The following is a 24,794-nucleotide window of genomic DNA, read 5'->3' as shown; positions in this document are numbered from 1 at the left end:
TCAGAATGGGATGATGTTGCGCATCGGCATGCTTGGGGGCATGAGCTGGGAAAGCACGGCGGAGTACTACCGCCTGGTCAACGAGATGGTCAGGGACCGACTCGGCGGACTCCATTCTGCCGACTGCCTCGTGAGGTCGGTTGACTTCGCCCCCATCGAGGAGAAACAGGTCAGCGGTCGCTGGGAAGAGGCCGGTGCTGCCCTGGCAGCGGCTGCCGTTGAACTCGAACGTGGCGGCGCCGAACTGCTCGTGCTGTGCACCAACACCATGCACAAGGTGGCTCCTGCGATTGAGCAGGCGATCAGTATTCCGTTCATCAACCTGCTCGACGCGACGGCGAGCGCGGTGAAGAAGACAGGCACGACGACGGTGGGCCTGCTGGGAACGGCCTTCACCATGGAGCAGGACTTTTATCGTGACGGACTGTCCGCCCATGGGCTGCAGGTGCTCGTTCCTGACCAGGAGGACCGCGCACTCATACACCGGGTTATTTATGACGAACTCTGCGTGGGAACTGTATCCGACGATTCCCGGAAGGAGTACCAGCGAATCATCGCCGACCTGGCGTCGCGCGGCGCAGAGGGGGTAATCCTGGGCTGTACCGAGATCGAACTGCTGATCTCGCAGGAAGACGCCAACGTCCCACTGTTTCCAACGACGGCGATTCACGCCGAAGCGGCCGTGGACGCCGCGCTGAGTGGCACAATAATCCGGTGACTACCCCCGCCGCGCACCCGGTCGATCTCTGGAGAAGTGCTGACTGGCAGTCGAAGGCGCAGTCGTGGGTCTCGCAGGTCCTGGCCACCCTCAATATCGAGCAAACGGGTCCGATGAGTGAGCCACGGATCCGCTTCTGGTCAGTGCAACTCACCTTTCCCACGGACCACGGAAAGCTTTGGTTCAAGGAGAATAATCCGGGTCAGTTCCAGGAAGCGTCGATTGTTGCGGCGCTGGCCGAGCTGGCGCCGGAGCGCGTCGTGGCGCCCCTGGCCATCGAGCCGACCAGGGGTTGGATGCTCACCGCGGATCATGGGGCCACCCTCGCCACCCTGAAGTCCTCGGATTACGCCCTGTGGGCGCGGGTGGTCACAGATTTCGCGGAGCTGCAGCAGCAGGTGGCTCCGCACAGGGAACGTTTGGCGGGAGCAGGGCTTGCTTCACTGGAGCCCGGAATTGCGGGCAACTTCGTCAGTAACCAACTACTCCTCCACAGCGGACTTCCCGAGAACCATCCGCTGTACCTGAGCGCCGAACAGGCGGATCGTGTCTACGCCAGCGTGCCCGCCATCGAAAACGCAGCCGCCGTGCTGAACGGACTGGGTGTGCCCCTGTCCCTGGAGCACAACGACCTGCACCCCAACAACGCCTTCATACCGGGTTCAAGCACGGACCCCTTGCGGTTCTGCGACTTCGGGGATTCCTACTGGGCCCATCCGTTCAGCTCGCTCTACGTCCCCCTTGGAATCATGATGGAGGACTGGGAGGCCGGGACCGACGACGCCCGCGTCCGCAGGGTACTGACCGCCTACCTCGAGCGGTGGACAGCTTACGCGCCGCTCCCCGCCCTGAGGGAGGCGCTTGTTCCGGCCCTCCAGCTTGGCCGCCTCAACCGGTACGCCTCCTGGCTGCGCCTGCTCATCCACGCCGATGACGAATCAATGCGCGAGTACGGCCCGCATGCCCTGAACTACCTGCAGTCGATCTCGGATCCTGTCCTCTAGTCTCAGGCGCCGTGCGCAGCGTCGATGACCTCGCGCATCATCCGGTTGAGGTCTTCTGCCTGCTGCCGTGACAACCCAAGCCTGGCCATCATGGTGCCGGGAACGGACAGCGCACGCTCCCGCAGTGCCCTGCCCTCTCCGGTGAGGCCGACGGCGAGCGCCCGCTCATTGCCGACCACCCGCTGGCGCGTCACAAGCCCATTCGCCTCAAGACGCTTGAGCATCGGCGAGAGGGTAGCCGGCTCCATCGCGAGCGCCTCTCCTATTCCGCGCACGCTTCGTGGGCTGCTCTCCCAAAGCGCGAGCATCACGAGATACTGCGGATGGGTGAGGTTTAGTTCCTCCAGTACCGGGCGGTACGCGCCGATAACGCTCCTCGATGCGACCGACAGGGCGAAACACAGCTGTCGCTCAAGGAGCAGGTCATCATCCGTCGGCACATTCTCGGAGGATCCCTCCGACGACTTACGGGGCGACTGCGTGATGGTGTCAGTCAACCTTGTCCTCCCCGCGCTTCACCAGGTAGGTCGAGCCATCAGCATTCCGAACCACGTCCCATTGCTGCAGTTCCTGCTGGCGCTGCTGATGGGCGGCACCATCGGCATATTTGATCGGACCGTCCAACCCGCCCTGATCTGCTGGACCGAAGAACATTCGCAGTCGACCCGTCGCCCGCATAAACCGATGCGACAACGGCATTTTCTCCGCCATGTGTGATGCCTTCCTGATGGTGGGCTCGATCGCCTTCATCAAGTATAGCCCTAACAGTTAGTGCACTAACTGTGCGGCCAATACCCCCGACGCCGCATTACTCCCGCCAGTACATCGGCCCGGTCGGAAACCAGTCCTCCGGCCCCCAGATCCAGCAGTTCTTCCATTTCGGAACGATCGTTGATCGTCCAGACATGGACGGGAATGCCCGCGGCACGGCAACGTGCAACGAAGGCGCGCGTCACCACCGGCAGCCCTCGGTATCGACGCGGAACTTGTAGGCAGTCAACACGCGTCAGCCTCGCCACCCACTGCGCGAGACCGAGCGGAGAGAGAACCTTGATCACCGCATTGACAGCCATCCCGGCCGACGACGCTGTCGGCCGACTCAGCCGCTTGAGAACCCTGAGTCGACGCCGATCCGAGAACGACGCAACCAGCACGCGGTCATGGGCGCCGGCCGCTTCGATGACCTCCGCAAACGGCTGCACAGAGAAGTCATCTTTGACATCGATATTCAACCGCGCGTGCGGCCACCGCTCAAGCACTTCGGCCAGCGTGGGAATCCTTTCGCGACCGCGGACCCGTACTGCATCCAGTTCAGCGAAGGTATGGTCTGCTACCCGCCCGGTCCCGTCAGTCACCCGGTCGAGGCGCTCGTCGTGGAAGACGACGACGACGCCGTCGCGTGTAGTACGTACGTCCAGCTCCAAGTACCGGAAACCAAGGTCGATGGCCGCTTCCATAGCGACCAGGGTGTTCTCACAGCCATCGCGTGAGAAGCCGCGGTGTGACAGGGCAAGAGGGCCGCCAGCAGCGAAGTACGGCTTCACCACGGCGTTTCAGGCTGACTTCAGCGCTGAGAGCCGCTCCTCAAGCACCTGCGCCACGCCGTCGTCGTCGAACGCCGGCGCACGGAAGTTCGCCGCCGCAAGTGCTGCGGGGTGGCCGGACGCCATCGCATAGCCGTGGCCGGCCCAGTCCAGCATCTGAATGTCGTTGGGCATGTCCCCGAAGGCGATGACATCCGCCTGGTCGATCCCAAGGGAGGCGGCGTACCGGGCGAGAGTGACCGACTTGTTGATCCCCGGCACGCTCATTTCCAGCATGGGGACGCTCGGCGCTGAATGCGTCGTGGCGACGAGGTGTTCGACGGCGGGAGCCACCCGGTGCAGGAACTCGTCCGGGGTGATGCCGTTCTCCCGCGCGAGGAACTTGATGACCCCGGCCCCGTTGAGGGAGTCGCGGAGTGGCCGCGGCTCGGTCGCGCCGAGCAGCTCAACAGATCCCGGATCAGCGAAGCCCGGCTCAATGAGAAAGCTCTCCACAGTCTCGGCCGCGAAACGCGCCGCCGGGTAGAGGTCGCGGATGATCCTTTGCGCTTCGAAGATGCTCTCCCCGTCGAGGAGATGAGAGGCAAGTACTTCCTCACGACCCAGGTCATAGGTCAGCGCGCCGTTGGAGCAGATGACGGTGCCCTTGAACCCGAGTTCCCGGAGGGGTTGCAGCCACCGCGGCGGACGTCCGGTCACGAACACCACCTCGACGCCCGAATCCAGGCATGCCTCGAACGCACGCACCGTCCGGTCCGAGATCCGGCCATTATGGCCAACAATCGTGCCGTCCATGTCGCTGGCGACCAAACGCATGCTCAAACTCCTAGCCTGGGTAGGTATCAAGCCTACCCAAGCCGAACGAACGGGTGGGCTCCCCGTCAGGCAATCGCATTCATCTCACTCTTCGACACCTGTGCAGTTATGCCGCAATAGGAACACGTCCGAAAGTAGCGGCGGCTGGTGGTGAAGAGCGGAATGAAGAACAGCGTGAACTTCGACGCGCGCTCGTCAACGCGCTGGGAGGCATGCTGCCCGCAGTTGGGGCAGACAGCCTGCCGACGGAAAAGTTCCTTCACAGCGGTCTTGAATCCAAACAGAATCAACATGTCATGCCTCCCGGCGTCGGCTGCCTATTGTTCGTAGGTGCCCACGATACGCGCGCGGCCGAGCGTGTGGGAGAACAAATTGAAGCCGAGGTAGGCGTTCGACGCATCGGCGGGTACGTCGAGGCGCTCGACATCAACCGCGTGCACCACCACGTGATAGTGGTGCGGACCGTGTCCGGCAGGAGGTGCTGCGCCCACAAAACCGGGGAAACCGCCGTCGTTCTTCAACTGCACTGCCCCGTCCGGCAAGCCTGCGCCGTCCTCGGTACCGGATCCGGAAGGTATCGACGTGGTGGTGACCGGAATATTGAAAACCGCCCAGTGCCAGAAGCCGCTGGCCGTGGGGGCATCGGGATCGTACACAGTGACCGCGAAGCTCTTGGTGCCCTCCGGGAACCCACTCCAGCTCAGCTGCGGCGAGACGTCATGGCCTCCCGCGCCCATCCGCCCCGATGCGTGCTTGATATCGAGTGGCTGGTTATCAGCTATGTCGCTGCTCGTGAGCGTGAAGGACGGTACCTCAGGAAGATCTGCGTAAGGATCGCGGGTCATGCGTACACTCCTCGTGTTCTCAGTTCATCTCGGGTGGGCGGGTTGGCACCTGCGCGTGACACCGTTACGGCCGCTGCAGCGGCGGCGAACGCCAGGACACCTTGTGTCTGCTCAACGGACAGGGTTCGCAACTCATTCCGCCGTTGTGCACCGTCCAGCTCGTGGTCCACCAGGGCGCTGAGCAGGGCCGCCATGAAGGAGTCCCCCGCACCGACGGTGTCCACCACGGAGGTCAGCGGTGCGGGAACCTCACATTCCCCTCGGTCCACCACGGCCCACGGTCCTTTGGACCCGCGGGTTACGACGACGACGGCGGGCCCCAGTTCCAGCCAGTGGCGTGCGGATTCACGGTGATCCTGTCCGGGATACAACCACTCGAGGTCCTCGTCGGAGGCCTTCACCACATCGGCGAGGGCAACGAACTTCTCTGCCTGCTCGCGCGCGTAAGCGGCGTCCGTGATGATGGTCGGCCGGCAGTTCGGGTCGTAGGAAATCGTCGCGAAAGGACGTGCGTGACGGATTGCTGTCAGGACATCCCTGGCCCCGGGCTCCAGCATCGCGGCGATTGAACCGGTGTGCACAAGGGTGGTGCCGTTGAAAAGATCATCGCGGGCCGCGAGTCCCGGAAGTTCCCAGGAGAGCTGGAAGTCGTAGCTGGCGCCCCCGGCGGGGTCGAGGCGTGCAGAAGCGACGCTCGTCGGGTGGGAGTCGGCGGGTAAGGGTGCCAGGACGGCGTTGTCTGCAAGGTGCCGGTGGATCCGGCGGCCGAATTCGTCGTCTCCGAAACGTCCAAGGAACTGGGTGGCGTGACCAAGACGCGCCAATCCCACGGCCACGTTGAGGGGACTGCCGCCGACATGGGCACGCGGTGGTGCTGTGTCGCTGAGAACTTCGTCGATAAGGGCTTCGCCGATTACTGTGAGCACCGTCTCAACCTAGCATTTCGCCCGATGGCGGGATTCGGGAGAACCTACCGGAAACGACGGATGCTGTAGACGAGCAGGGTCAGCGCGATGATGGCGGAGAGCACAAGGCTGAGCCCCGCGCCCCATCCACCGAAGAGCCACCAGCGTTCCTCCACCGGCCACCAGCCAGGCGCCGGCGGCTGCAGCATCCAGAGGATCCCGAGCCCCATGAAGAAGAAGGCACCCAGAGCGCTGAAGGCGATCCGCGGCCAGGTCTTCACGCCGACCCGCGCAGCCTTGTACGCCTGTTTCTTGATCGGGTGCAGCTTCCGCTCTGCCCACTCGTACTGCTGGGACAGCACGGCTAGGCCACCAACCAGCATCAGCAGCCCCGGTCCGGGCAGCACGAGCGCGGCGATTCCGAGCACCACAAGGGTCCAGCCAAGAATTTCGAGGCCGGTACGGTGGGCAGCCCGATGGAGCCGGGATCGTGCATTCATTGGTGCAGGATCCCACACTTCCCTGAATTCCCCATGAACACCGTTACGTGAGACGTTCTATGGCGGTAACGACGCTTGCCCATGCGTCCGTTCCAGGCGTGATCATCGCGTAATGGTCACCCGGAATGCGGATAACCTCCGCCGTCGCTCCCTCCGCGACCGCGGCATCCACGTACGACTGCGACTGACTCAACGGAACTGTGGAATCCTCCTCGCCGTGCAGGGCCAGCACCGGCACCGATAGCGGGACAACCGACATCGGGTCGGCAAGCCGGTACTTTTCGCCATCGGGCTCACCGAGGAAATCCTGAACGGCGCCGTTGCCCAGCCTCTCCTCGCGGGCTCGTTGCAGGTTCAGCACGCCGGACTGACTGACGACGCCGGTGATCGGGACGGTCGGCACGCCGCCTCCCGGAGCATCCGGGGGCAAAGACGGCCGCCCCGCCGCCCATACCGCAAGGTGACCGCCCGCGGAGTGGCCGAGTGCCGTCGTCGTACTGGTGTTGAGGCCGTGTTCCCTGGCCGCGAAGGCGAGCAGGTCTATGCCGGCGGCTACGTCCTGGAAGGATTCCGGCCAGCCTCCTCCGTTGCCCACGCGCCGGTATTCGAGGTTCCAGCAGGCGAAACCGCGTGAGCTGAGGTCTTCGGCGAGCGGGGTGCCCAGTTCCAATGTGTAGCGGCTCCGCCAGAACCCCCCATGAACAATGACGACGACGCCCGGCTGCTGCTGCCCGACCGGCAGGTGAAGTTCGGCAAACTGGTTCGGATCGCTGCCGTAGGTGTAGCGCTGGGGGCCTGTCACCTTCGACAGCGTAGCCGGTGTCGGTGACGGGTGTTTAGATGGGTTGGTGAGTGCATGGGATGAGTTGGACGAGAGGCTGCGGCCTGCCGTCGAGGAGAGCGTTCGGGAGTTTGAGCGCGTCCGGCCTGCGCTGGTGGCCGTCACGGCGGATGCCCGGGAGCGGATCGAGGGCATGTTCAACGGCACGGAGTTACGGCCGCTGTTCATCACGGCGCGTACCAAGACGGTTGAGTCGTTCCGGGACAAGGCCTCGCGGATGCTGGTGGACGGTGACGGACCGCCCAGCCTGGTGTTCCCCGACCCTCTCCGGAACCTGACGGACCTGGTCGGCGTGCGCGTGATCACGACCCTCCCCCACGAAGTTGACGACGCCGCCAACCTCATCAAGCGTCAGCGGCATGAGTTCGACTGCCGCGGGGACCGGGAGAAGGACATCGGTTCCATTGAATCGGGAACGTACGGTTACTCCAGCCGGCACCTGATCCTGCGCACCATCCAGAACGACGCCGTCCGTGCCTACCAGCAACTGCTCGGTTCAGATTCCGGCAGCTACCTCTTCGAGACCCAGATCCGCACCGTCCTTGCCCACGCCTGGTCGGAAATCGAGCATGACATCCGGTTCAAGTCGTTCAACCCGAAGGCGTGGAGCCCCTACTTCGACCGGCAATTCACCGCCACCGCGGCGATGCTGGAGAGCGTCGAGTCGACCTTCGCCGACCTACATTCCCGGTACCAGAAAGTCACCGGCTTCTGGGATCCGAACGGCGAGGGCGGCGTCGAACTGACGCCGGACCGCATCCGCGAGGTGTGGCAGACGCTGCTGCCGCATGTGGACCGCAAGTCCGACGACGACTGGCGCTGGGCGGCGGAGCTGCTGTCCGCGCACCGGCTCACCACCACCACGGCCCTCGTTTCGCTGCTGCAGGCTGACACCATCACCTCGGTCCGGCGCGCGCTGGACCACCGTTACTCGCCGGGGCCTGACCGGCTGCTCGACGACGTGCTGCTCTGGAACTTTGGCGAACGGCATATCGAACTGACGGCGGATCCGTCGTCGGAATCCGGTGCTTCGCGACGCGACAGCCTGGTACGACGGTTCCGCCAGATCCGTACGTTCCGCTCACTCAACGCGAGCTGACACGCCCAAACAACCCCGCGAGGGGGGCCAACACCACTGGTCGCGCCGCGATCCAGGCACCGATGACCAGCAGGAGCGATCCAAAGAAGATCCAGAACCCGGTCCAGTTCACTGCGTCCTGGCCGCCGTACATGTGATTGAGGTTCCGGAGGGCACCCGTCGCGAACACCAGTGCAACGTGACCGATGATGAACACCACGAAATAAAGCATCACGGGAAAGTGGATGGCCCTTGCCCACTCGATCGGATAGAGGCGGTTCAGGGTTTTGGCGTCCTTCGGCCAGATTCCGGACATGCGCGCGCCGGATATCGCTGCCAGCGGGGCGGCGATGAAGACGGTGACGAAGTAGGCGAGCATCTGGAGGCTGTTGTAATTCACCCAGCCGTTCTCGGTGGGCCAATCCAGCGAAACATACTGGATCAGGGCTGACAGCGCGTTCGGGATCACCTCCCAGGTGATGGGCACCAGGCGTGCCCAATGGCCCGTGACAAACAGGAGCACCACAAATATCAGCCCATTCAGGAGCCACAGGACATCGAGCGTCTGATGGAACCAGGAAGTGATGCTGATTTTCCCGTCGCTGCCCTTGGACCACTTCGGCGTCCAGTATCCCGGCGGTCGTGTTTCCCTGCGAACCTGCAGGCCCGACCGGATGATCAGGACAATCAGGAAGAAGTTGAAGAAGTGCTGCCATTGGGCCCATGCCGGGAACCCTGGATCCGTGCCGGCCGGCAGGGCGGTTTCACCCGGATACGCCGTCAGGAAGTCCCGCATGAAGTCGAGCGTGACCAGCCACCGCGTGAAGAACACCGCTGCCAATGCGACCCCCAGAAGCCCGAGCGCGCCGAACACCAGTATGGCTGTGCGGCTTCGCGGTTTCTTCGGGTTCGTGGATTTCGTGGGTTTCGGGTCCGCCCGGCTTGCGGGAGGCTGGGGAAGCGGCGCGGATGCTTTCGCCTCTTCCTGTGCTCCTGACGTTTCCGTCCCCTCCTGAGTCGTAGGTGCCGCTACCCGTTTACGCTCAATTAGGGATTCGATGACGACGGCGGTCTCCGGGGGCCAGGGATCGCCGCCTGACACCCGGGGCAACCCGCGACGCAGCAGTGTGGACCCCACCGCCGCTGTTGCTGCGGGCGCCGACGCGATGTCTTTGGGCCCTGATGGCGATTCGTCAGTCGGTGCGGGAACCGTTGGTTTCCCTGGCAGCTCGACGGAATCAGTCGCCGGAGCTGCCGTCGTCTCGACTTCTGCCTGATCCTCCTTCACAGGGGCAGAGGATGCAGCCGCAGGCAGCTTGACAGCAGGAGGCCATGGATCACCTCCCACGGACCTGGGAAGGCCGCGGCGCATGGTGCGTGCAGCCGCCCCTGCCGGCGTCGCGGGCTGCGGAGGAAGCGCCGTCGTCATGTCCTCGAGAGGTGGCGCCGTCGTCGTGGGCTGCGGAGGTGGCGCCGTCGTCTCCTCGGGAGGTGGCGCCGTCAGCGTGCTCACGCGGTCGCTGCGGACAGCACCGGGTCCGGGAGAGGGTTCGCGGCGGGCGTCATCGCTCTGGTCCGCCACTGCGGTGCCCGCGGGAGGCCACGGTTCGCCGCCGCTCTGCCGGGGCAGTCCCCTGCGCATCGTGCGGCCGTACGTCGCCATGGCCTACTCCTTCCGGGCGGACAGCGAATTGATCAGCTGCGGCACCACCTGGAATAGATCTCCGACGACGCCGAAGTCGGCGATCTCGAAGATCGGCGCGTCCGGATCCTTGTTGATCGCCACGATGGTTTTGGCGGTTTGCATGCCGGCACGGTGCTGGATGGCGCCGGAGACCCCGATCGCCACGTAGAGCTGCGGCGAGACGGAGATCCCGGTCTGACCGATCTGGTAGTTGTTCGGCACCCAGCCGGCATCGACTGCGGCGCGTGAGGCGCCGACGGCCGCCCCCAGGACATCGGCCAGCTGGTCAACGAGGGCGAACTGCTCCTGGGACGTAAGACCCCGTCCTCCCGCCACGACCTTGACGGCACCGCGCAGTTCGGGGCGGGTTGAGGTCACAGTGCGCGCTTCGAACGACTCAATGGATGCTGCAGCGATTCCGGACGAAGGGACATCGAGTGACTCTATCTGCGGTGTCCGGGCTTCGGCGCGGGAGTCGACTGCACCTTCGCGAAGAGTGATGACGGGGGCACCGAACGTGGGCGCGCAGTCGACGCTGTAGGCGCCGCCGTACACCGAGTGGTGGGCAACGATTCCCTCTGGATCCCGCCCGACTCCCACGGCGTCGACGGCGAGGGCAAATCGCGTGCGCGCCGCGAATCGTCCGGCTGCATCCCGCCCGTCAACGGAGTTGGAGATCAGGATCGCGTCAGGCCGAACCAGTCCTGCGGCGGCGGCGAGGGCGTCGACAGTCGGCACAGCCAGCAAGGAGGACACTGACTCAGGCTGGGCAGTAAGCACATAGGCGGCACCGAGGTCACCGGCCGCGGCAGCAGTATCCGCTGCCCCGTCCGGTCCTGCCACGATAAGCGCTACGGGCGTGCCGACCTCAGCCGCGGCGCCCAGGAGTCCCGCTGCGCTCCTGGCCGGCGTGCCTGAGGGGGTGGTCTCAAGCAGGACAAGAATTGAGTCTTCGGGAAAGGTAGTCATGCTCGTTCCTTAGGCCAGTCGGTTCTGAATCAGGAACTCGGCAAGTTTCTCGCCGGCGTCTCCCTCATCGACGATCTTCATACCGGCGGATCGTGCGGGCCGCTCTGACACTGCAAGCATGATGGAACGAGGGACGTCCAGCGCCTCCGGATCAACCTCGAGGTCAGCGGCGGTCAGCTTCTCAACGGGCTTCTTCTTCGCCGCCATGATGCCCTTGAAGTTGGGGAAGCGTCCGGCGGGGAACCGCTCGGTGATCGAGATGACCGCCGGCAGTGCCGCCGCTACCTCCATGATCCCGCCGTCCGTTTCACGTGTTCCGTGCACACGCTCGGCAGACACCTCGACGGAGGTCAGGGAACTTGCGTGCGGCACCCCCAGCAACTCGGCGAGCATGGCGGGGATTACCCCGCCCTGCCCATCGGTCGAAAGGTTGCCGGCAATCACGAGGTCAAACCCGGTACGCCGGATTGCCGCAGCCAACACCTCAGCTGTGAGACCAAGATCGGCACCGACCAGTTTCTCGTCGGCGATGTGGACCAGCTTGTCCGCACCCATGGCCAACGCCTTGCGCAGTGTCGTCGTCGCCGATTCAGGGGTCATGGAGACGACCGTGATCTCCGGGCTGTCGAGTGAGCCGGCAAGGGACAACGCCAACTCAAGTGCCCGCTCGCCGATCTCGTCGAGCACAGCTTCGCTGTCGCTGCGCTCGGCGAGGCCCGTCTCGAGATTCAGCTTGCGTTCCCCGTAGGTGTCCGGCACCTCTTTCATGAGAACGACGATCTTCATTGACCCTCCTCAGTGTCTGATGGCTCCGGCAGCGCCTCACCAATTCAGTGAGGGAGCGTTAACCGAAAACCATCTGCACAGAGGATACCGCGAGACCGCTACGAATGCGGTTCGGACGGCGCGGCAGGTGAGGGCTTTGTGCCGTTGCTCCCCCAATTGCGGAGCATCTCAACCGCATCGAGACCAGTGGTGTCTTTCAACAACTGGAACGTCTGGTGCAGACCGCCGCTCACGTTCCTGCTGAGCTGGCTGGCGCCGTCGTTGGAAATCACTGTCATGTTATCTATCGCGGACATAGGTGCTGCGATCTCGCGTGCCACGAGCGGCAGCATCTCCATAACCTTGTTGAGCACCGCAGCGTCGTTGAATTGCTCGTACGCGCGAGCCTGCGCCTCGATGCCCTGCGCTTCGGCGATGCCCTTTTGGCGGACCACGTCTGCTTCGGCCTCACCACGAACCTTGATCACCTCGGCTTCGGCTGCACCGTTTGCCCGCGTGACTGCTGCGGCGGCATTGCCTCGCGCTGTGCTCGCGGCGGCTTCTGCCTCGGCGGCCACCTTGTCGCCCTCTGCGGTGAGGCGTCGCTTGGTCAACAGGACCTCCGCCTCCACCTGGTCGGCCTCGGACTGGCGCTTGCGCTGCTCGAGCTTGCCGGCCGCTTCCTGCTCCACCCGGTACTTTTCGGCGTCGGCCGGCTTGCGGATCTCAATGTCGAGTTCACGTTCGCGGAGTTCTGCCTGGCGGGAGGTGACCTGCTGTTCCTTGAGCAGGATCGCTTGCCTCTGCTCCGCGGCTGCGAGGGGCCCCGCGGCGTCGGCCTGCGCCTGGCGGGCGTCGGCAACTTCCTTCAGCTCGGCGCGGCGGATGGCAAGGCGCTGTTCTGCGAGCGCCACCTGCTCGTCCGCGATGGCCGCGGCTTCCGCGGCTTCCTGGGCGGCATTCGCTTCAGCGATTTTTGCGAGCTTCTCGGCCAGGGCAGCCTCCGGACGCCCAAGGTTTTTCAGATAGCTCGAGTCGTCATTGACGGACTGGATCTGGAAGGTGTCGATCACGAGGCCCTGGTTGTGCATCGAGTGCTCGGCCTCTTCCTTCACGCTCTTTGCGAAGGAAGCACGGTCCTTGATGATGGAATCGACCGTGAGGGTACCGACGATGGAGCGCAGCGAGCCCGAGAGTGTTTCCTGCGTGTAGTGGTCGATCTGGTCCTGCTGGTTGAGGAAGCGCTGCGCAGCCCGGCGGACGGCTTCTTCGTCGCCGCCGACCTTGATCTGGGCTACACCGGTAAGGTGCAGCTTGATGCCGTTCTTGGAGATGCCCTCGATCTGCAGGGTGACCTGTCGCGACGCCAGCGAGATCGAGAAGGCCCGCTGGCTGAACGGGTTGATGAAGGTGCGCCCGAAGACAACCCGTTGGCCCTCCTGGTTGCCCTTGCCGGTGATGATGAGCGCTTCCGCAGGACTCGCAATCCGCAAGGCCATCCGTGCGATGATCACAGCGACCAGACCCAGAACGATAAGGACGCCGACAATCACCCCCAGTGTGACCAACAGGCCAATATCCACAGTGTTCCCCCATTTTGATAAGACTGATGTGACGGCGGTTACCGCCAGCACAGACGCTACACGATGGGGTTACCCGATCCTCACCCCGCGTTGTGCGCCTTCGGTCAGGCGCCTTCCCGCCGTGCGTCAGCCCAACTCTCGGCAGCTGCAAGCTGGCGTCGGGCGGCGGCAACCACGGCATCCGGCCGCGGGTTGCGCCAGACCTGCTCGAGCTCCGAGAGTGCATCCGCGACAGCGCGGCTGGCAGCAGCCAGGACCGTCGACTCGTTCGCTGTATGAATTACCGGAATGGTGCTCATAACACTTATTCGTACTCGCGTGACCTTGGGATTTCTGTGTGTTCAAGTTGATTTCCCGGTCGGGGAAGTTCGTCACCGAAGCCCTATGCGTCGTCGTCGTCGTCATTGGGTGCCGCAGCCAACAGGGTGAGCCGCCGGGAGGCGCTCCTCAACCGGCGTCGTCGGGCGATGCCTCCTCCAGCAGCCAGCCGGTGACCTCAGCGATGTCCTTACCGGCGTCGCGCGTGTACTGCCACGCCCGCTGCCGCTCATCCTGCAGATATTGCCGGAGACCGGCCTGTGTGGAGCGCAGCGACGGCACTCGATCGATCACGTCCATTGCCAGCTGATACCGGTCAATCTGGTTCAGCATCGCCATGTCGAACGGCGTGGTAGTAGTCCCTTCCTCCTTGTAGCCGCGTACGTGGATGTTGTCGTGGTTGGTCCGCCGGTACGTCAGCCGGTGAATCAGCCAGGGGTAGCCGTGATAGGCGAAGATCACCGGCCGGTCGCGGGTGAAGAGCGTGTCAAAGTCCCGTGCCCGCATTCCGTGCGGATGCTCGGCGTCGTCTTGTAGGCGCATCAGATCCACCACGTTCACCACACGCACCTTCAGCGTGGGCAGTGCCTCCTTGAGCAGACCCGCCGCTGCCACCACCTCGACGGTAGGCACATCTCCTGCACAACCCAGGACGACGTCGGGATCCTCCCCGCCCCGCGGGTCCTCACTCCCCGCGAAGTCCCATACCCCGATGCCCCGTTCTGCGTGGAGACGCGCATCCTCCGGTCCGAGCCACGTCATGGTCGGCTGCTTGCCGGTGACGATTACGTTCACACGGTCCCTGGTCTGCAGGCAGTGTTCCGTGACGGCGAGCATCGTGTTCGCGTCCGGCGGCAGGTAGACCCGAATGACGTCGGCCTTCTTGTTGACCACATGGTCGATGAATCCGGGGTCCTGATGCGAGAACCCGTTGTGGTCCTGCTGCCAGACATGGCTGGACAGCATGTAGTTCAGTGAGGCGATCGGTTGCCGCCACGGCAGGTCCTGGTGCACTTTGAGCCACTTCGCATGCTGATTGAACATCGAATCCACAATGTGCACGAACGCCTCGTAGCAGTTGAACACCCCGTGCCGCCCTGTGAGAAGGTACCCTTCCAGCCAGCCCTGGCACAGGTGCTCACTCAGCACCTCCAGTACGCGGCCGGACCGCGCGAGGTGCTCATCGACGTCGTCAATCCGGTGCTGCCAGGCCTTGCCGGTGGCCTCGTAGACGTCCTGCAGGCGGTTAGATGCCGTCTCGTCCGGACCGAAGATCCGGAAATTCTCCGGATTCAGCCGAATGATGTCCCGCAGGTACCCGCCCACGGCAAGCATGGGGCTCACCTTTTCCTTGCCGGGTCGCTCGACGACGACGGCGTGATCACCATAGGCGGGCAGTCGGAGGTCACGCAGCAGCCGTCCGCCGTTCGCATAGGGCGTTGCGCTCATGCGGAGGTCTCCGGCTGGAGCACCAGCAGCGATCTCGTCCCGAAGGCTGCCGTCCTCCATGAACAGCTCCTCGGGCCGGTAGGAGCGCATCCATTCCTCGAGCTGCGCGAGATGCGCGTCGTCGTCGTGAACCCCTGACAGCGGGACCTGATGTGCCCGCCAGGTTCCCTCGACCTGCTTGCCGTCCACCGCGGCGGGGCCGGTCCAGCCTTTCGGCGAGCGCAGCACGATCATGGGCCAGGGCGCGTACCCTTCACTCCCCCGAGGTTCCGTCCGGGCCTCGGCCTGCAGTGCTGCAATCCGTTCCAGGCAGGTGTCGAGGGCGGAGGCGAAATCGCGGTGTGCCTGCTCGGTGGCGTGCGGATCTGTCACCGTGACGAAGTGGGGCTCGTAGCCGTAGCCCCGCATCAGGTGTTCGAGTTGAGCCTCGGGCATTCGGGAAAGCACGGTCGGATTGGCGATCTTGTACCCGTTGAGGTGCAGGATCGGCAGGACCGCGCCGTCGTGCTTTGCGTCGAGGAAGCTGTTCGAGTGCCAACTGGCCGCCAGCGGCCCCGTCTCTGCTTCGCCGTCGCCGATCACACAGGCTGCAACCAGGTTCGGGTTATCGAAGACCGCCCCGAACGCGTGGGCAAGCGAGTAGCCGAGCTCGCCGCCCTCGTTGATGGAGCCGGGGGTTTCCGGAGCCGCATGGGACGGTATGCCGCCCGGATAGCTGAACTGTTTGAAGAGCTCCTTCAGGCCGGCAGCATCGCGACCCACATGGCTGTAGGTTTCCGTGTACGTTCCTTCCAGCCAGGCGTTGGCCACATTCGCGGGGCCGCCATGGCCGGGTCCGGTGATGAAAAGCATCTCCTGGCCGCGTTCCACGATCGCCCGGTTGAGATGCGCGTAGACGAAGTTGAGGCCGGGGGTGGTCCCCCAGTGCCCGAGCAGCCGCTCCTTGACGTCGTCGCGCCGTAGCGGCCGCCGCAGCAAGGGGTTGTCCCTCAGATAGATCTGCCCCACCGACAGGTAGTTGGCAGCCCTCCACCAGGCGTCGAGCTGTTCAAACTGCATAGGCTCCTACTCCCCTTGTTCCTGTTGAGTCAGATTCCGGAGTCAGATGTCGACGACGACGTCGGACGGCTTCTTGTCCGGCCGCCACCCCCGCCAGACCGGATGGCGCAGCTTGCCGCCGGACGTGCGTTCGCTGAACTGGACCTCCCCTACGAGTGCCGGCCGGACCCAGCGGGCATCGGACGCATCGGGGGCCGGCACATCGTCGAGCGGTGCCGTCTTGCGGGCCATCTTCTTCAGCCTTGAACCGATCTCCGCGAGCTCCCGCTCGGTCAGCCCGGAGCCCACGCGCCCGATGTACTTCAAGTCAACGCCGTCGGGAATCGCCACCAACAGTGAGCCGACCTTGTGTGCGCGGCTGCCCTTGCCCGGACGCCAACCGACGACGACGACCTCCTGGGTGAGCGCGTGCTTGATCTTCACCCACGATTCGGACCGCCGGCCCGGCGAATAGGTGCTGCTGACCCGCTTGGCCATGATGCCTTCGAGGCCCAGTTCCTTGCTGGCCTCGATCGCTTCGTCGAGCGTCGCATCAAGGGCGGGAGGTACCTGGATGTGACCGTCCTCGGGACCGTCCACGGCCTGCTCGAGTACCTCGCGGCGTTGTGAGTATCCGAGGTCCAGCAGGGAGTTTCCGTCAAGATGCAGCAGGTCGAAGAGCAGGAAATGGACCGGGGTGCGCCTTCGCGCCGCTTCGATGTCTGAGTGTTTGGTGAGGTTCATGCGCCCCTGCAGCAGGCCGAAATCCGGGCGGCCGGCCTTATTGATCGCGACGATCTCCCCGTCCAGCACCGCCTGCTCACCGTTAACGTAGCTGCCGAGGTCAGCAAGCTCGGGATACGCCTTGGTCAGGTCGTTGCCGTTGCGGCTCAGGAGCCGGGTTCCCTCCGGGGTGACCGTCGCGACAGCCCGGATACCGTCCCACTTCATCTCGAAGGCCCAGCCGTCTTCCGAGCGCAGCAGCCCGGGATTTCCCGTTGTGGCCAACATAGGTCTCAGCGTGGGAAGTTCTTCGGTGGTGCGCGGCCTGAAGGCGGGAGGTGAGGGCTGGCCGGGCTGTTCCTTCATCAGGTGGATCAGCCAGTTCTTCTCGGCCGCGTCGGTGGGCCCGCCGGTATGGATCAGGGCGAATCTGCGCACTGCGTTGCCGCCTCTGGCGAGGCCCCCATCCTCACGGCCCTGCAGCGTACAGATGACCTCCTTGCCCGGCCGCCACTTCTCCGCCTCATACGTGCCGGAGTCCCAGATGTACACCTCGCCGGCCCCGTATTCGCCCCTGGGGATGGTGCCCTCAAACGAGCCGTAGTCGAGCGGGTGGTCCTCGGTCTGGACAGCGAGGTGGTTTTCCCCCGTGGAGGTGGGCGGTCCCTTGGGGATGGCCCAGGAGACCAGTACGCCGTCGCGCTCCAGCCGGAAGTCATAGTGGAGGCGCCGCGCGTGGTGTTCCTGAATGACGAAGCTGTTGCCGCCCGGCTCGCCCACCGTGTCCGGAACGGGCTCCGGTGTTTTGGAGGCATCCCGCATGGAGCGGTAGGTGTGCAGGCGGTCCGGGCCGCCGTCGTCGTTGTCGGGGCCTCCGTTGTCTTCTGCGCCATCCCGGTCCATGTCCCCGAGCAAATCGCCGTACTCGGTGATCCGCTCAATCACCTGCTCATAGTTGAGGTGGTCAAGATCCGGATCGTCGAGCTCCTCCCAGGTTCGCGGCGCCGCAACCATCGGATGCGCTTTCCCGCGGAGTGAATATGGCGTGATGGTGGTCTTGTTGCGGTTGTTCTGGCTCCAGTCCAGCAGCACCTTGCCCCCGCGCAGCGACTTTTTCATGTCGCTGACCACCAGGTCCGGGTGGTCGGCCTCCAGGATGCGCGCCAATTCCTTCGCGACGGCGGACACCTGGTCCGAAGTCTGCTTCCGGTCCAGCGGGGCATACAGGTGGATCCCCTTCGATCCGCTGGTTACCGGCCTCGGGTCCAGGCCCATGTCGTTCAGGATCTCGCGGGCCAGCCGGGCTACTTCGGCGCATTCAAGCAGCGTTGCGCCCGGTCCCGGGTCAAGGTCGAGGACCATTCGGTCCGGGTTGCTTACCTCTCCATTGGGACCGAACTGCCACTGCGGCACGTGAATCTCAAGGGCTGAGATCTGCCCCAGCCAGGTCAGCGTCGCGAGGTCATTGAGCAAAGGGTAGACGTTGGTGTGATCGCTGTGCTCGATACCGTGGCGCTCAATCCACGACGGCGCGGATTTGTCGAGGTTCTTCTGGAAGAACACCTCGCCTGGTTTTTCTTCGGTGCCGACGCCGTTGACCCACCGTTTGCGCGTCACCGGCCGGTTACGGGCGTGTGGGATGAGGCAGTCAGCGACGGCAGCGTAGTAGGCAAGGACATCGGCCTTGGTGGTGCCCGTCGCGGGATACATCACCCGGTCCAGGCTGGTCAGCTTCAGGCGGCGTCCACCGACGGTAACCGTCTGCTGCGCGCTGCCTGGAGCCATTTCCCCAGTCTTGTAGGGATGCGCCGATTACGCCAGTGCGGTCGGCAGCGCGGACATCCGATTCAGTCGCCGAGCTCCGCCTCATACCGGGCCACGTACTGGTCCCACAGTGCCGGATCCTGTCCGAGCGGGCGTTCGTTCAGGAAGTCGTCGAGGCCCATGAGGGTCAGGTGCCAGCCTGCCGCCGAGCGGGCGATATCCTGGCCCTCCTGGACCGTGTTGGTCAGCGTGAGGAGGCTGCCGCCGTCGTCGTCGTCCTCGATTTCCCAGCGCAGGACTTCCTCATCCCACGTATAGGCGAGCAGCCGCGGCTTCTCTGCCTCCAGAACTGTCCCTTCCATGGCTTTCTGGCCCGGGAACTTGAAGGTGACCACGGCACCGGGACGCGGCAGGATGTCCAGCTCGCATGGGAACCAGTACTTGAGCTTCTCGGGATCAGTGAGGTGCTTCCACAGCACCCTGGCCGGCGCATTGAAGCGCATCTCGAACCAGAGGGCGGGTTCTCCATCGGCGAGCGTCTTGGTAACCATCGGTTCGGAGTTCACCTAAGCAATCGTAGACCGGCACGGGCAACACTGGTTCACTAGGAACATGAGAGCGATCTGGAAAGGCGCAGTAGCGTTTGGGCTGGTCAACGTGCCCGTGAAGGTTTACAGCGCCACCGAAGACCATGACATCAGCCTTCACCAGGTGCATGACAAGGACGGTGGCCGGATCCGCTACCAGCGGCGGTGCGAGATCTGCGGCGAGATCGTCGAATACAAGAACATCGACAAGGCGTACGACGACGGCGAGCGCACCGTCGTTCTCACCAGCGAAGACCTCGCTTCGCTCCCGGTAGAGAAGAGCCGGGAGATCGAGGTGGTCGAGTTCGTTCCGAGCGACCAGATCGACCCGATCATGTTCGACCGCGCCTACTACCTGGAGCCCGATTCGAAGTCCACCAAAGCCTACGTACTGCTTCGTCGGACCCTGGAGGAGACGGACCGCACCGCGATCGTCCAGTTCTCGCTTCGGCAGAAGTCGCGGCTGGCCGCCCTGCGCGTCCGCGGGGATGTACTCATGATTCAGACGCTCCTCTGGCAGGACGAGGTCCGCGAAGCCACCTTCCCCTCCCTCGATGAGAAGGTTCGTATTTCCGCCAAGGAGAAGGAAATGTCCGCGGCACTGGTGGAATCCTTCTCCTCCGACTTCGATCCCGAGAACTTCAAGGACGACTACCAGGAGCAGCTCCGCACGCTGATCGAAGCGAAACTCGAGAAGGGCGAGGCGCTGGACACCGACGAGACGTTCGGAGAGACGGGCGACCAGGAGGGCGGCAACGTCCTCGATCTTATGGAAGCGCTCCGCCGCAGCGTGGAGAAAAACCGCGAGAAGAAGAGCGCGGCGGGAACGAAGAAAACCGCGAAAGCCACCTCGAAGAAAGGCGCATGATGGGATTCATCCGGAACGACCTGGGGCAGCAGACAATCGCGCAGAAGCCGAACGCGCCCATCGTCGGGTGGGCACTGCTTGGCGTGGCATCCATGATGGCGCTGGAGGAGAAAAACCGGAAGGCACTCGCCGCCGCGAGCACAGCCTGCCTGATGGTATGGGCAGCGCTTGAGGTGACGCGAGGCGAGAGCGGCTTCCGCAGGACCATGGGCAGCCTGACACTCGGCTGGCTGGCCCGGAAGAGCTAGCTGGAGGCAGTAGTGGGATCCACGGGCGCCTCTTTCCGTTCGCGCTCCACGAGCTTTCGGTCGCGCACCAGCCGCAGCGCCGTCACCAGCAGAATCCCGCCGGCGATATTGAACACCACTGTGTAGCTGAACCAGCCCAGCCAATCCAGGTAACTGATCTCGGCGCCCACCTGGATGGCGCCGAAAATCAGCAGCGAGTCGAGGATTGAATGGAAGAGCTGCAGACCTGACAGCAGAAAACCGCCGACGACCGCTGCCGCGAGCTTGCCGCTCATTGCCTCGGTTCCATGCTGCATCCGCGTCATCAGCGTGATCGTGCTTCCTCCCAGCACTGCGAGACATATCGTCTGCCAGCTCAGGTCGGCGTGGACGTAGTGTTCAGCGGAGCTTGTGATGGTCCCTGTCCACTGCGGGAAAGCCGTCACCACGAGCATCATGAAAATCCACCCGCCGACGAGATTGGCGGCCAGCGTGCCGGCCCACAACTTGCCCAGTTGCCCGAGTGTGGCCTGCTTGGCTGTTACTGCAGCGATCGGAACGAGGAAACCCTCGGTGAACAATTCGCTCTTCGCGAGCAGCAGCGCTATGAGTCCGGCACTGAAAGCCAGTCCTGCCAGTAAATGGTTCCCGGTTTCATGGAGCACTGCCAAGTACGCCAGGACGCCGATTCCGATCTCGAAACCACCAAACAGTCCGGTGATGAGGACGTCGGCGAACGTTCGATGCAACCGCTGGGCACCCTCGTCAACGGTGCGGTCGAACGACTTCTCGATCTCATCCTCCACCGGCCCGGCAGTGCTGCCGAGTTCGCTCCGCCGCGCGTCGCCATCATTCTTGTGCTCGCTCAAGCGCTTACCTTTTTCCCTTGAAGGATTCGTGCTAGGGCTTACGGGGCGGGGTAGGACGCCACCTTCAACGACTTCGCGAGGTGCACTGCGTTCGCCGTCATCGCTGAGATGGTCGACGCGACCACGTCGGGCATTTCGTCCAAATCCTTGAAGTCCACCGTCTGCATCGCCTCGCCCACCCAGTACACGCCGCCCTGTGCGGGGACGGTGAACCCGATGTCGTTCAGCCCCTGGTGCATCTCGGCGGTGACGTGGTGAGCGCCGTCTTCATTTCCGACGACGGCCGTCAGGGCCACCTTGTCGTACATGATCGGTCTGCCCGCATCATCCGTGGAGGAGATGTCGGCATCCAACCGTTCGAACACCCGCTGACCGAGGCTGCTCATGTGTCCCACCCAGATCGGGGCGCTAAGGAGGAAAATGTCCGCATCGAGGATCTGCTGCCGTAGCTGCGGCCACTGGTCCCCGTTGCCCATGTCGGTTTCGACGCCGGGCGCCACGTTGTAGTCCACTACCCTGGCCGACGATGTCGTTACCCCCTGCTCCTCCAGCTTCCCGAGGATACGGTTCGCCATGAGGTCGCTGCTCGAGTCCGCCGGCGATGGTGTCAGAGTGCAGATCAGCGCAAAAGCCTTGAGATTATCCATGGGTTCCTTTCGGTCTTTGTACACCGTGTTCGTCGCCGCCCGTGTCATGGACGGGCTGAGCTACTGGCGGTACCCCTCGACTTGATCAATAGGCCTGGCCTCTGCCTCCTGGGGGCTTTCCCCTGCGTCTTCCTTGGCGCGGCGTTGACGGAGCAGGTCCCAGCATTGGTCCAGTTGTTCCTCCACCCGCCGCAGCCGGCTTTGGCGGTCACCGCCCTGGTCGCCCTCGCCCGGAGCGGCGTCCCGCAGGGTGTGTTCTTCCTCCACAAGCGCCTGGATACGCGCCAAAATGTCCTGATCGTTCATGACAACTCCTTCGCTGGCTTTCAGAGGCGGGGCTTCAGCTGGAACAGCCCGGATTAGTCAGGCTACTTAGTAGCAGCCTGGATATCTACCGCTTCCCGCATTTGCGTGATCCGTCTGTGGATGCCCTAAACTAACGGGGAACTATTTGCCTGTGTAGCTCAGTCTGGTAGAGCATCCGCTTCACACGCGGAAGGCCCGGGGATCGAGGCCCCGCGCAGGCACCGTTCGAAGCCCGTCCCGCTCCATCGGGGCGGGCTTTTTGGTGTCTGTGAGCGTTCGTTGTGGGCGAACAAAAAGTGTTAGCACTCTCAAGGTTCGAGTGCTAATTTAATGACTGGGTTGAGCGAACACGACTCAACTCGTAACAGCTAGACCACACAGGGAGTGAACCACCATGGCTATGAAATTCGACCCATTCCGCGAACTGGACCGTATGGCCGGCGCACTTCTGGATCCCCGCCAAGGCCTGCGCCTGATGCCCATGGACCTCTATCGCGAGGGTGACCACTACATCTTGAACGCTGACCTTCCGGGCATTGACCCGGGCTCTGTCGACATCGACGTGGACGGCCAGCTCCTGACCATCCGCGCGGAGCGCACCCTGCGCAATGCCGAGGGGGTCAAGTGGCTTACCCGCGAGCGTGAAAGCGGATCCTTCCTCCGCCAGCTCAACCTCGGCCAAGGCATCGACATTGACGCCATCTCTGCCCGGTATGAGAACGGTGTCCTCAGTGTCACCATTCCGGTCAGCGAGCGCGCAAAGCCTCGCAAGATCGAGATTGTCTCCGGCGAGGACGCGCAGCCGGTCCGAGGCGACAAGGCAGTGGAGGCCTAAACCCCTCCTGTCGCGGACCACAACGCACAGAACGACGACGGCGGGTTGCGACCCGCCGTCGTCGTTCTGTTTTCAGTTGATCAGTTTCTATGCCGGGAAGGGTTACCGCGCCCCGGCTGTACGGTGCTTGTCCCGCAGCGCGAGCGCAAGGGCGATCATCGCGATAGCGAGGACAAGGTGCAGAATGTTGTCGGCCGCATTCACGGGAACGAAGTTGGCCGCCGAATCCTGCGGAATGATGAGGCCGTAGATGAACAGAACGGCGTAGATTACCCCTCCCCAAAGGAGGAAGTTATAGGCTCCGGTGGCGGTCTTCGCCATCACTATGCCTGCTATCCCGAACAGAAGATGCACGATGTTGTGCAGGATAGAGACCTGGAAGATGCCGAGCAGTAACGCGTTCGACTCAGAGCCCGCGAAGGCAAGCTCGTCCATGCCGCTGGTTATCCCGGGAATGAAGCCCAGTATGCCGACGAGCAGGAAAACAACTCCAACAGCGAGCGCAGCCTTTTGAATATTGGTACGGGTCCCGACGCCCGAGCCCGGTGAGTGTGTCGATGCCATTGAACTATCCCCTCTAGTTGCCGGCGGGGCGGGGCGCCGACCTGTGATCTCGCGAGTTGATGAACAGCATTTCCCGCCACTGGTATTCAAAGAATCCCACAGTACCGCGCAAATAGAAAGCAAGCTTAGTTAACTTTTCGATAAACCTCCGTCTGAGGTTGGGAATGACTCTTTCCCCAGCTGTTAGGGATTCACCCAGTTTTCGTTCACCGAACATTCAGACAGACACCTTACTGTGGCGGTAATCACACGTCGAAAGGTCCTCCATGAGCATTGAACCTGCCTCCCTGACTGACTTCTCCGCCCTCAAGCGCGGTCAGCGGATTACCCTGCGATCTACCTCAGGGCATCAGGTCACGGGTGTCCTCGAGGACCGCGCCGAGGACGCGTCAGTGGTCTGGGTGCGCATGGATGATGGGGCCGGGCGACGACTCTTCCACCGGGAGGATGGTTACAGCGTCGCTTTCTGATCACGCCGTATAACCGGCACGGTCCAGGAACAATTGCTTGACCGCCTCCGCGCCCATGAGCCGCTGGCGGTATTCATCAGTCAGCACGCCCAAGACGTTCTGCGCATACTCCTCGTTGGTTGAGGCGATAGCGTCCTCGGCGTACACCACCCGCAAGTTATTGGCGTAGGCATCCGCCGCAGTCTGAGCCACACAGTTATGCGTTGCCACCCCCGCAAGCACAACGGTATCCACGCTCAAGTTCCGTAGACGCTGCAGTAAATCCGTTCCGAAGAATGCGCTGTCGCGGGTCTTGACCATCTCTGGAAGCCCCTCAATCTGCAATCCCTCGACCGGTTCGGCTTGCTCCGTCCCGCTGAAGAGGAAACCCTGGTCGTCGTCGAGCATGCTCAACGTCCAGGTCGATTTATCCCGCTGGTGCTCGGTCCGGATCACATACACGGGCGTACCGGCTTCACGAGCATCCGCGATGGCTGCGTTGCACGCCCGAACCAGCGGTTCTTTCTGCTTCCCGAGGGTCTCGTCCTCAAAGAATGCGTTCTGCATGTCGATGACCAGTAGCGCAGCCGTCATGTCCGAAATCCTTCCCGAATGGGTCCTCCAACTTCAGACAGCATACTTAGTTGTCGTCCTCAGTTCAGGACGGAGCAGTTTCAAGCCCACCGGCCCTTGAGGGGTTGGATCACGGGGTCTAGCGTTGGTCGCACGGAGGTGGTCAATCGTGCGACCGACGCGACAGGCGGGCGTAGGGGTGCTGCTCGCCGTCGTCGTTCTTCCCGGCTGCAGTTCCGAGGTTGCCTCCCCGCCCTACTTCCAACCCCTGCCGGTCGCGGTGGAACCGGGAGACGTGTTTCCTCTGCGGACCCTCTACAGCGGA

The 24,794-nt window shown here is 63.6% G+C and carries 29 protein-coding genes and 1 tRNA gene; 8 read left to right on the top strand and 22 right to left on the bottom strand.

Translation table 11 applies throughout. The features are described from left to right. Nucleotides 1-10 precede the first annotated feature (10 nt). Nucleotides 11-718: an aspartate/glutamate racemase family protein gene (locus tag RIF85_RS04925; protein WP_309070798.1), complete on the top strand. Its 708-nt coding sequence runs from the start codon at nt 11-13 to the stop codon at nt 716-718. Continuing rightward, a complete protein-coding gene (locus RIF85_RS04920) occupies nt 715-1,722 on the top strand; it encodes a phosphotransferase (RefSeq protein ID WP_309070797.1) in 1,008 nt (335 codons plus the stop codon). Before RIF85_RS04925 ends, RIF85_RS04920 begins: the two co-directional genes overlap by 4 nt. Nucleotides 1,723-1,724: 2 nt before the next feature. On the opposite strand, the gene RIF85_RS04915 is transcribed toward RIF85_RS04920, so the two are convergent. The 9 genes from RIF85_RS04915 to RIF85_RS04875 all read right to left on the bottom strand — a co-directional run bounded on the left by RIF85_RS04915 (nt 1,725) and on the right by RIF85_RS04875 (nt 7,134). After that, a complete protein-coding gene (locus tag RIF85_RS04915) occupies nt 1,725-2,207 on the bottom strand; it encodes a MarR family winged helix-turn-helix transcriptional regulator (protein WP_375164421.1) in 483 nt (160 codons plus the stop codon). A 4-nt stretch (nt 2,208-2,211) separates the two neighbouring features. After that, nucleotides 2,212-2,472: a hypothetical protein gene (locus tag RIF85_RS04910; protein ID WP_309070796.1), complete on the bottom strand. Its 261-nt coding sequence runs from the start codon at nt 2,470-2,472 to the stop codon at nt 2,212-2,214. Nucleotides 2,473-2,498: 26 nt separating this feature from the next. Further along, on the bottom strand, nt 2,499-3,269 hold the full coding sequence (locus tag RIF85_RS04905; RefSeq protein ID WP_309070795.1) for a glycerophosphodiester phosphodiesterase: 771 nt from the start codon (nt 3,267-3,269) through the stop codon (nt 2,499-2,501). 6 nt (nt 3,270-3,275) lie between these two features. Continuing rightward, the gene (locus tag RIF85_RS04900) at nt 3,276-4,082 is read right to left on the bottom strand and encodes an HAD family hydrolase (RefSeq protein WP_309070794.1); all 807 of its coding nucleotides are present in this window, start codon (nt 4,080-4,082) and stop codon (nt 3,276-3,278) included. 65 nt (nt 4,083-4,147) lie between these two features. Further along, nucleotides 4,148-4,375, bottom strand: coding sequence for a zinc-ribbon domain-containing protein (locus tag RIF85_RS04895; RefSeq protein WP_309070793.1), 228 nt, complete (start codon nt 4,373-4,375; stop codon nt 4,148-4,150). A gap of 24 nt (nt 4,376-4,399) precedes the next feature. After that, nucleotides 4,400-4,927, bottom strand: a complete 528-nt coding sequence (locus tag RIF85_RS04890) for a YbhB/YbcL family Raf kinase inhibitor-like protein (protein ID WP_309070792.1) — start codon at nt 4,925-4,927, stop codon at nt 4,400-4,402. Beyond that, nucleotides 4,924-5,853 (bottom strand): carbohydrate kinase, encoded by a 930-nt coding sequence (locus tag RIF85_RS04885; protein WP_309070791.1) that lies wholly within the window; start codon nt 5,851-5,853, stop codon nt 4,924-4,926. The genes RIF85_RS04890 and RIF85_RS04885 overlap by 4 nt, the downstream gene beginning before the upstream one ends. A gap of 44 nt (nt 5,854-5,897) precedes the next feature. Continuing rightward, on the bottom strand, nt 5,898-6,332 hold the full coding sequence (locus tag RIF85_RS04880; RefSeq protein WP_309070790.1) for a PGPGW domain-containing protein: 435 nt from the start codon (nt 6,330-6,332) through the stop codon (nt 5,898-5,900). Between the two features lie 43 nt (nt 6,333-6,375). Further along, nucleotides 6,376-7,134 (bottom strand): alpha/beta hydrolase, encoded by a 759-nt coding sequence (locus tag RIF85_RS04875; protein WP_309070789.1) that lies wholly within the window; start codon nt 7,132-7,134, stop codon nt 6,376-6,378. A gap of 43 nt (nt 7,135-7,177) precedes the next feature. Between RIF85_RS04875 and RIF85_RS04870 the strand changes: the two genes are divergently transcribed. Further along, nucleotides 7,178-8,272, top strand: a complete 1,095-nt coding sequence (locus tag RIF85_RS04870; protein ID WP_309070788.1) for a RelA/SpoT domain-containing protein — start codon at nt 7,178-7,180, stop codon at nt 8,270-8,272. On the opposite strand, the gene RIF85_RS04865 is transcribed toward RIF85_RS04870, so the two are convergent. The 8 genes from RIF85_RS04865 to RIF85_RS04830 all read right to left on the bottom strand — a co-directional run bounded on the left by RIF85_RS04865 (nt 8,259) and on the right by RIF85_RS04830 (nt 19,110). Next, the gene (locus RIF85_RS04865) at nt 8,259-9,914 is read right to left on the bottom strand and encodes a cytochrome b/b6 domain-containing protein (protein WP_309070787.1); all 1,656 of its coding nucleotides are present in this window, start codon (nt 9,912-9,914) and stop codon (nt 8,259-8,261) included. The two genes, RIF85_RS04870 and RIF85_RS04865, sit on opposite strands and share 14 nt — an antisense overlap. Nucleotides 9,915-9,917: 3 nt before the next feature. Then, nucleotides 9,918-10,904, bottom strand: a complete 987-nt coding sequence (locus tag RIF85_RS04860) for an electron transfer flavoprotein subunit alpha/FixB family protein (RefSeq protein ID WP_309070786.1) — start codon at nt 10,902-10,904, stop codon at nt 9,918-9,920. Nucleotides 10,905-10,913: 9 nt separating this feature from the next. After that, nucleotides 10,914-11,690: an electron transfer flavoprotein subunit beta/FixA family protein gene (locus RIF85_RS04855; RefSeq protein ID WP_309070785.1), complete on the bottom strand. Its 777-nt coding sequence runs from the start codon at nt 11,688-11,690 to the stop codon at nt 10,914-10,916. Between the two features lie 98 nt (nt 11,691-11,788). After that, the gene (locus RIF85_RS04850; RefSeq protein ID WP_309070784.1) at nt 11,789-13,252 is read right to left on the bottom strand and encodes an SPFH domain-containing protein; all 1,464 of its coding nucleotides are present in this window, start codon (nt 13,250-13,252) and stop codon (nt 11,789-11,791) included. 104 nt (nt 13,253-13,356) lie between these two features. After that, the gene (locus tag RIF85_RS04845; RefSeq protein ID WP_309070783.1) at nt 13,357-13,551 is read right to left on the bottom strand and encodes a hypothetical protein; all 195 of its coding nucleotides are present in this window, start codon (nt 13,549-13,551) and stop codon (nt 13,357-13,359) included. A 148-nt stretch (nt 13,552-13,699) separates the two neighbouring features. Then, entirely contained in the window at nt 13,700-16,078 is a 2,379-nt protein-coding gene (locus RIF85_RS04840) for a phosphoketolase family protein (RefSeq protein WP_309070782.1), read from the bottom strand. Nucleotides 16,079-16,120: 42 nt separating this feature from the next. Then, entirely contained in the window at nt 16,121-18,565 is a 2,445-nt protein-coding gene (locus RIF85_RS04835) for an ATP-dependent DNA ligase (protein ID WP_309070781.1), read from the bottom strand. Between the two features lie 62 nt (nt 18,566-18,627). After that, the gene (locus RIF85_RS04830; RefSeq protein ID WP_309070780.1) at nt 18,628-19,110 is read right to left on the bottom strand and encodes an SRPBCC domain-containing protein; all 483 of its coding nucleotides are present in this window, start codon (nt 19,108-19,110) and stop codon (nt 18,628-18,630) included. A gap of 46 nt (nt 19,111-19,156) precedes the next feature. Between RIF85_RS04830 and RIF85_RS04825 the strand changes: the two genes are divergently transcribed. Next, nucleotides 19,157-19,999, top strand: a complete 843-nt coding sequence (locus RIF85_RS04825) for a Ku protein (RefSeq protein WP_309070779.1) — start codon at nt 19,157-19,159, stop codon at nt 19,997-19,999. Further along, on the top strand, nt 19,996-20,247 hold the full coding sequence (locus RIF85_RS04820) for a hypothetical protein (protein ID WP_309070778.1): 252 nt from the start codon (nt 19,996-19,998) through the stop codon (nt 20,245-20,247). Before RIF85_RS04825 ends, RIF85_RS04820 begins: the two co-directional genes overlap by 4 nt. Here the strand turns inward: RIF85_RS04820 and RIF85_RS04815 are convergent. Genes RIF85_RS04815 through RIF85_RS04805 form a run of 3 tightly spaced genes read right to left on the bottom strand, consistent with a single transcriptional unit; the run spans nt 20,244 to nt 22,048 of the window. After that, nucleotides 20,244-21,095 (bottom strand): formate/nitrite transporter family protein, encoded by an 852-nt coding sequence (locus tag RIF85_RS04815; RefSeq protein ID WP_309070777.1) that lies wholly within the window; start codon nt 21,093-21,095, stop codon nt 20,244-20,246. The two genes, RIF85_RS04820 and RIF85_RS04815, sit on opposite strands and share 4 nt — an antisense overlap. A 38-nt stretch (nt 21,096-21,133) precedes the next feature. After that, a complete protein-coding gene (locus tag RIF85_RS04810; RefSeq protein WP_309070776.1) occupies nt 21,134-21,742 on the bottom strand; it encodes an NAD(P)H-dependent oxidoreductase in 609 nt (202 codons plus the stop codon). Between the two features lie 60 nt (nt 21,743-21,802). Continuing rightward, nucleotides 21,803-22,048, bottom strand: a complete 246-nt coding sequence (locus RIF85_RS04805) for a DUF2630 family protein (RefSeq protein WP_309070775.1) — start codon at nt 22,046-22,048, stop codon at nt 21,803-21,805. A 147-nt stretch (nt 22,049-22,195) separates the two neighbouring features. Here RIF85_RS04805 and RIF85_RS04800 point away from each other — a divergent pair. Continuing rightward, nucleotides 22,196-22,269: transfer RNA gene (locus RIF85_RS04800), tRNA-Val, on the top strand. 173 nt (nt 22,270-22,442) lie between these two features. Continuing rightward, nucleotides 22,443-22,883, top strand: a complete 441-nt coding sequence (locus tag RIF85_RS04795; protein WP_309070774.1) for an Hsp20/alpha crystallin family protein — start codon at nt 22,443-22,445, stop codon at nt 22,881-22,883. A 102-nt stretch (nt 22,884-22,985) separates the two neighbouring features. Here RIF85_RS04795 and RIF85_RS04790 read toward each other — a convergent pair whose 3' ends face one another. Beyond that, nucleotides 22,986-23,447, bottom strand: a complete 462-nt coding sequence (locus RIF85_RS04790) for a DUF4383 domain-containing protein (RefSeq protein WP_309070773.1) — start codon at nt 23,445-23,447, stop codon at nt 22,986-22,988. A gap of 266 nt (nt 23,448-23,713) precedes the next feature. On the opposite strand from RIF85_RS04790, the gene RIF85_RS04785 reads away from it, so the two are divergent. After that, on the top strand, nt 23,714-23,917 hold the full coding sequence (locus tag RIF85_RS04785) for a hypothetical protein (protein ID WP_309070772.1): 204 nt from the start codon (nt 23,714-23,716) through the stop codon (nt 23,915-23,917). On the opposite strand, the gene RIF85_RS04780 is transcribed toward RIF85_RS04785, so the two are convergent. After that, entirely contained in the window at nt 23,918-24,490 is a 573-nt protein-coding gene (locus RIF85_RS04780) for an isochorismatase family cysteine hydrolase (RefSeq protein WP_309070771.1), read from the bottom strand. Nucleotides 24,491-24,794 lie beyond the last annotated feature (304 nt).

The organism is Arthrobacter sp. (assembly GCF_031179385.1).
Classification (GTDB): Bacteria; Actinomycetota; Actinomycetes; order Actinomycetales; family Micrococcaceae; genus Arthrobacter_D.
This window is presented reverse-complemented; position numbering and strand designations above follow the sequence as displayed.

Bases quoted from the DNA above. Each gene is read 5' to 3' on its own strand.
- RIF85_RS04790 (WP_309070773.1), bottom strand. From the start codon at position 23,447: ATGGCATCGACACACTCACCGGGCTCGGGCGTCGGGACCCGTACCAAT.
- RIF85_RS04880 (WP_309070790.1), bottom strand. From the start codon at position 6,332: ATGAATGCACGATCCCGGCTCCATCGGGCTGCCCACCGTACCGGCCTC.
- RIF85_RS04910 (WP_309070796.1), bottom strand. From the start codon at position 2,472: ATGAAGGCGATCGAGCCCACCATCAGGAAGGCATCACACATGGCGGAG.
- RIF85_RS04895 (WP_309070793.1), bottom strand. From the start codon at position 4,375: ATGTTGATTCTGTTTGGATTCAAGACCGCTGTGAAGGAACTTTTCCGT.
- RIF85_RS04855 (WP_309070785.1), bottom strand. From the start codon at position 11,690: ATGAAGATCGTCGTTCTCATGAAAGAGGTGCCGGACACCTACGGGGAA.
- RIF85_RS04865 (WP_309070787.1), bottom strand. From the start codon at position 9,914: ATGGCGACGTACGGCCGCACGATGCGCAGGGGACTGCCCCGGCAGAGC.
- RIF85_RS04795 (WP_309070774.1), top strand. From the start codon at position 22,443: ATGGCTATGAAATTCGACCCATTCCGCGAACTGGACCGTATGGCCGGC.
- RIF85_RS04820 (WP_309070778.1), top strand. From the start codon at position 19,996: ATGATGGGATTCATCCGGAACGACCTGGGGCAGCAGACAATCGCGCAG.
- RIF85_RS04925 (WP_309070798.1), top strand. From the start codon at position 11: ATGATGTTGCGCATCGGCATGCTTGGGGGCATGAGCTGGGAAAGCACG.
- RIF85_RS04780 (WP_309070771.1), bottom strand. From the start codon at position 24,490: ATGACGGCTGCGCTACTGGTCATCGACATGCAGAACGCATTCTTTGAG.
- RIF85_RS04890 (WP_309070792.1), bottom strand. From the start codon at position 4,927: ATGACCCGCGATCCTTACGCAGATCTTCCTGAGGTACCGTCCTTCACG.
- RIF85_RS04900 (WP_309070794.1), bottom strand. From the start codon at position 4,082: ATGCGTTTGGTCGCCAGCGACATGGACGGCACGATTGTTGGCCATAAT.
- RIF85_RS04825 (WP_309070779.1), top strand. From the start codon at position 19,157: ATGAGAGCGATCTGGAAAGGCGCAGTAGCGTTTGGGCTGGTCAACGTG.
- RIF85_RS04810 (WP_309070776.1), bottom strand. From the start codon at position 21,742: ATGGATAATCTCAAGGCTTTTGCGCTGATCTGCACTCTGACACCATCG.
- RIF85_RS04785 (WP_309070772.1), top strand. From the start codon at position 23,714: ATGAGCATTGAACCTGCCTCCCTGACTGACTTCTCCGCCCTCAAGCGC.
- RIF85_RS04840 (WP_309070782.1), bottom strand. From the start codon at position 16,078: ATGCAGTTTGAACAGCTCGACGCCTGGTGGAGGGCTGCCAACTACCTG.
- RIF85_RS04805 (WP_309070775.1), bottom strand. From the start codon at position 22,048: ATGAACGATCAGGACATTTTGGCGCGTATCCAGGCGCTTGTGGAGGAA.
- RIF85_RS04835 (WP_309070781.1), bottom strand. From the start codon at position 18,565: ATGGCTCCAGGCAGCGCGCAGCAGACGGTTACCGTCGGTGGACGCCGC.
- RIF85_RS04860 (WP_309070786.1), bottom strand. From the start codon at position 10,904: ATGACTACCTTTCCCGAAGACTCAATTCTTGTCCTGCTTGAGACCACC.
- RIF85_RS04845 (WP_309070783.1), bottom strand. From the start codon at position 13,551: ATGAGCACCATTCCGGTAATTCATACAGCGAACGAGTCGACGGTCCTG.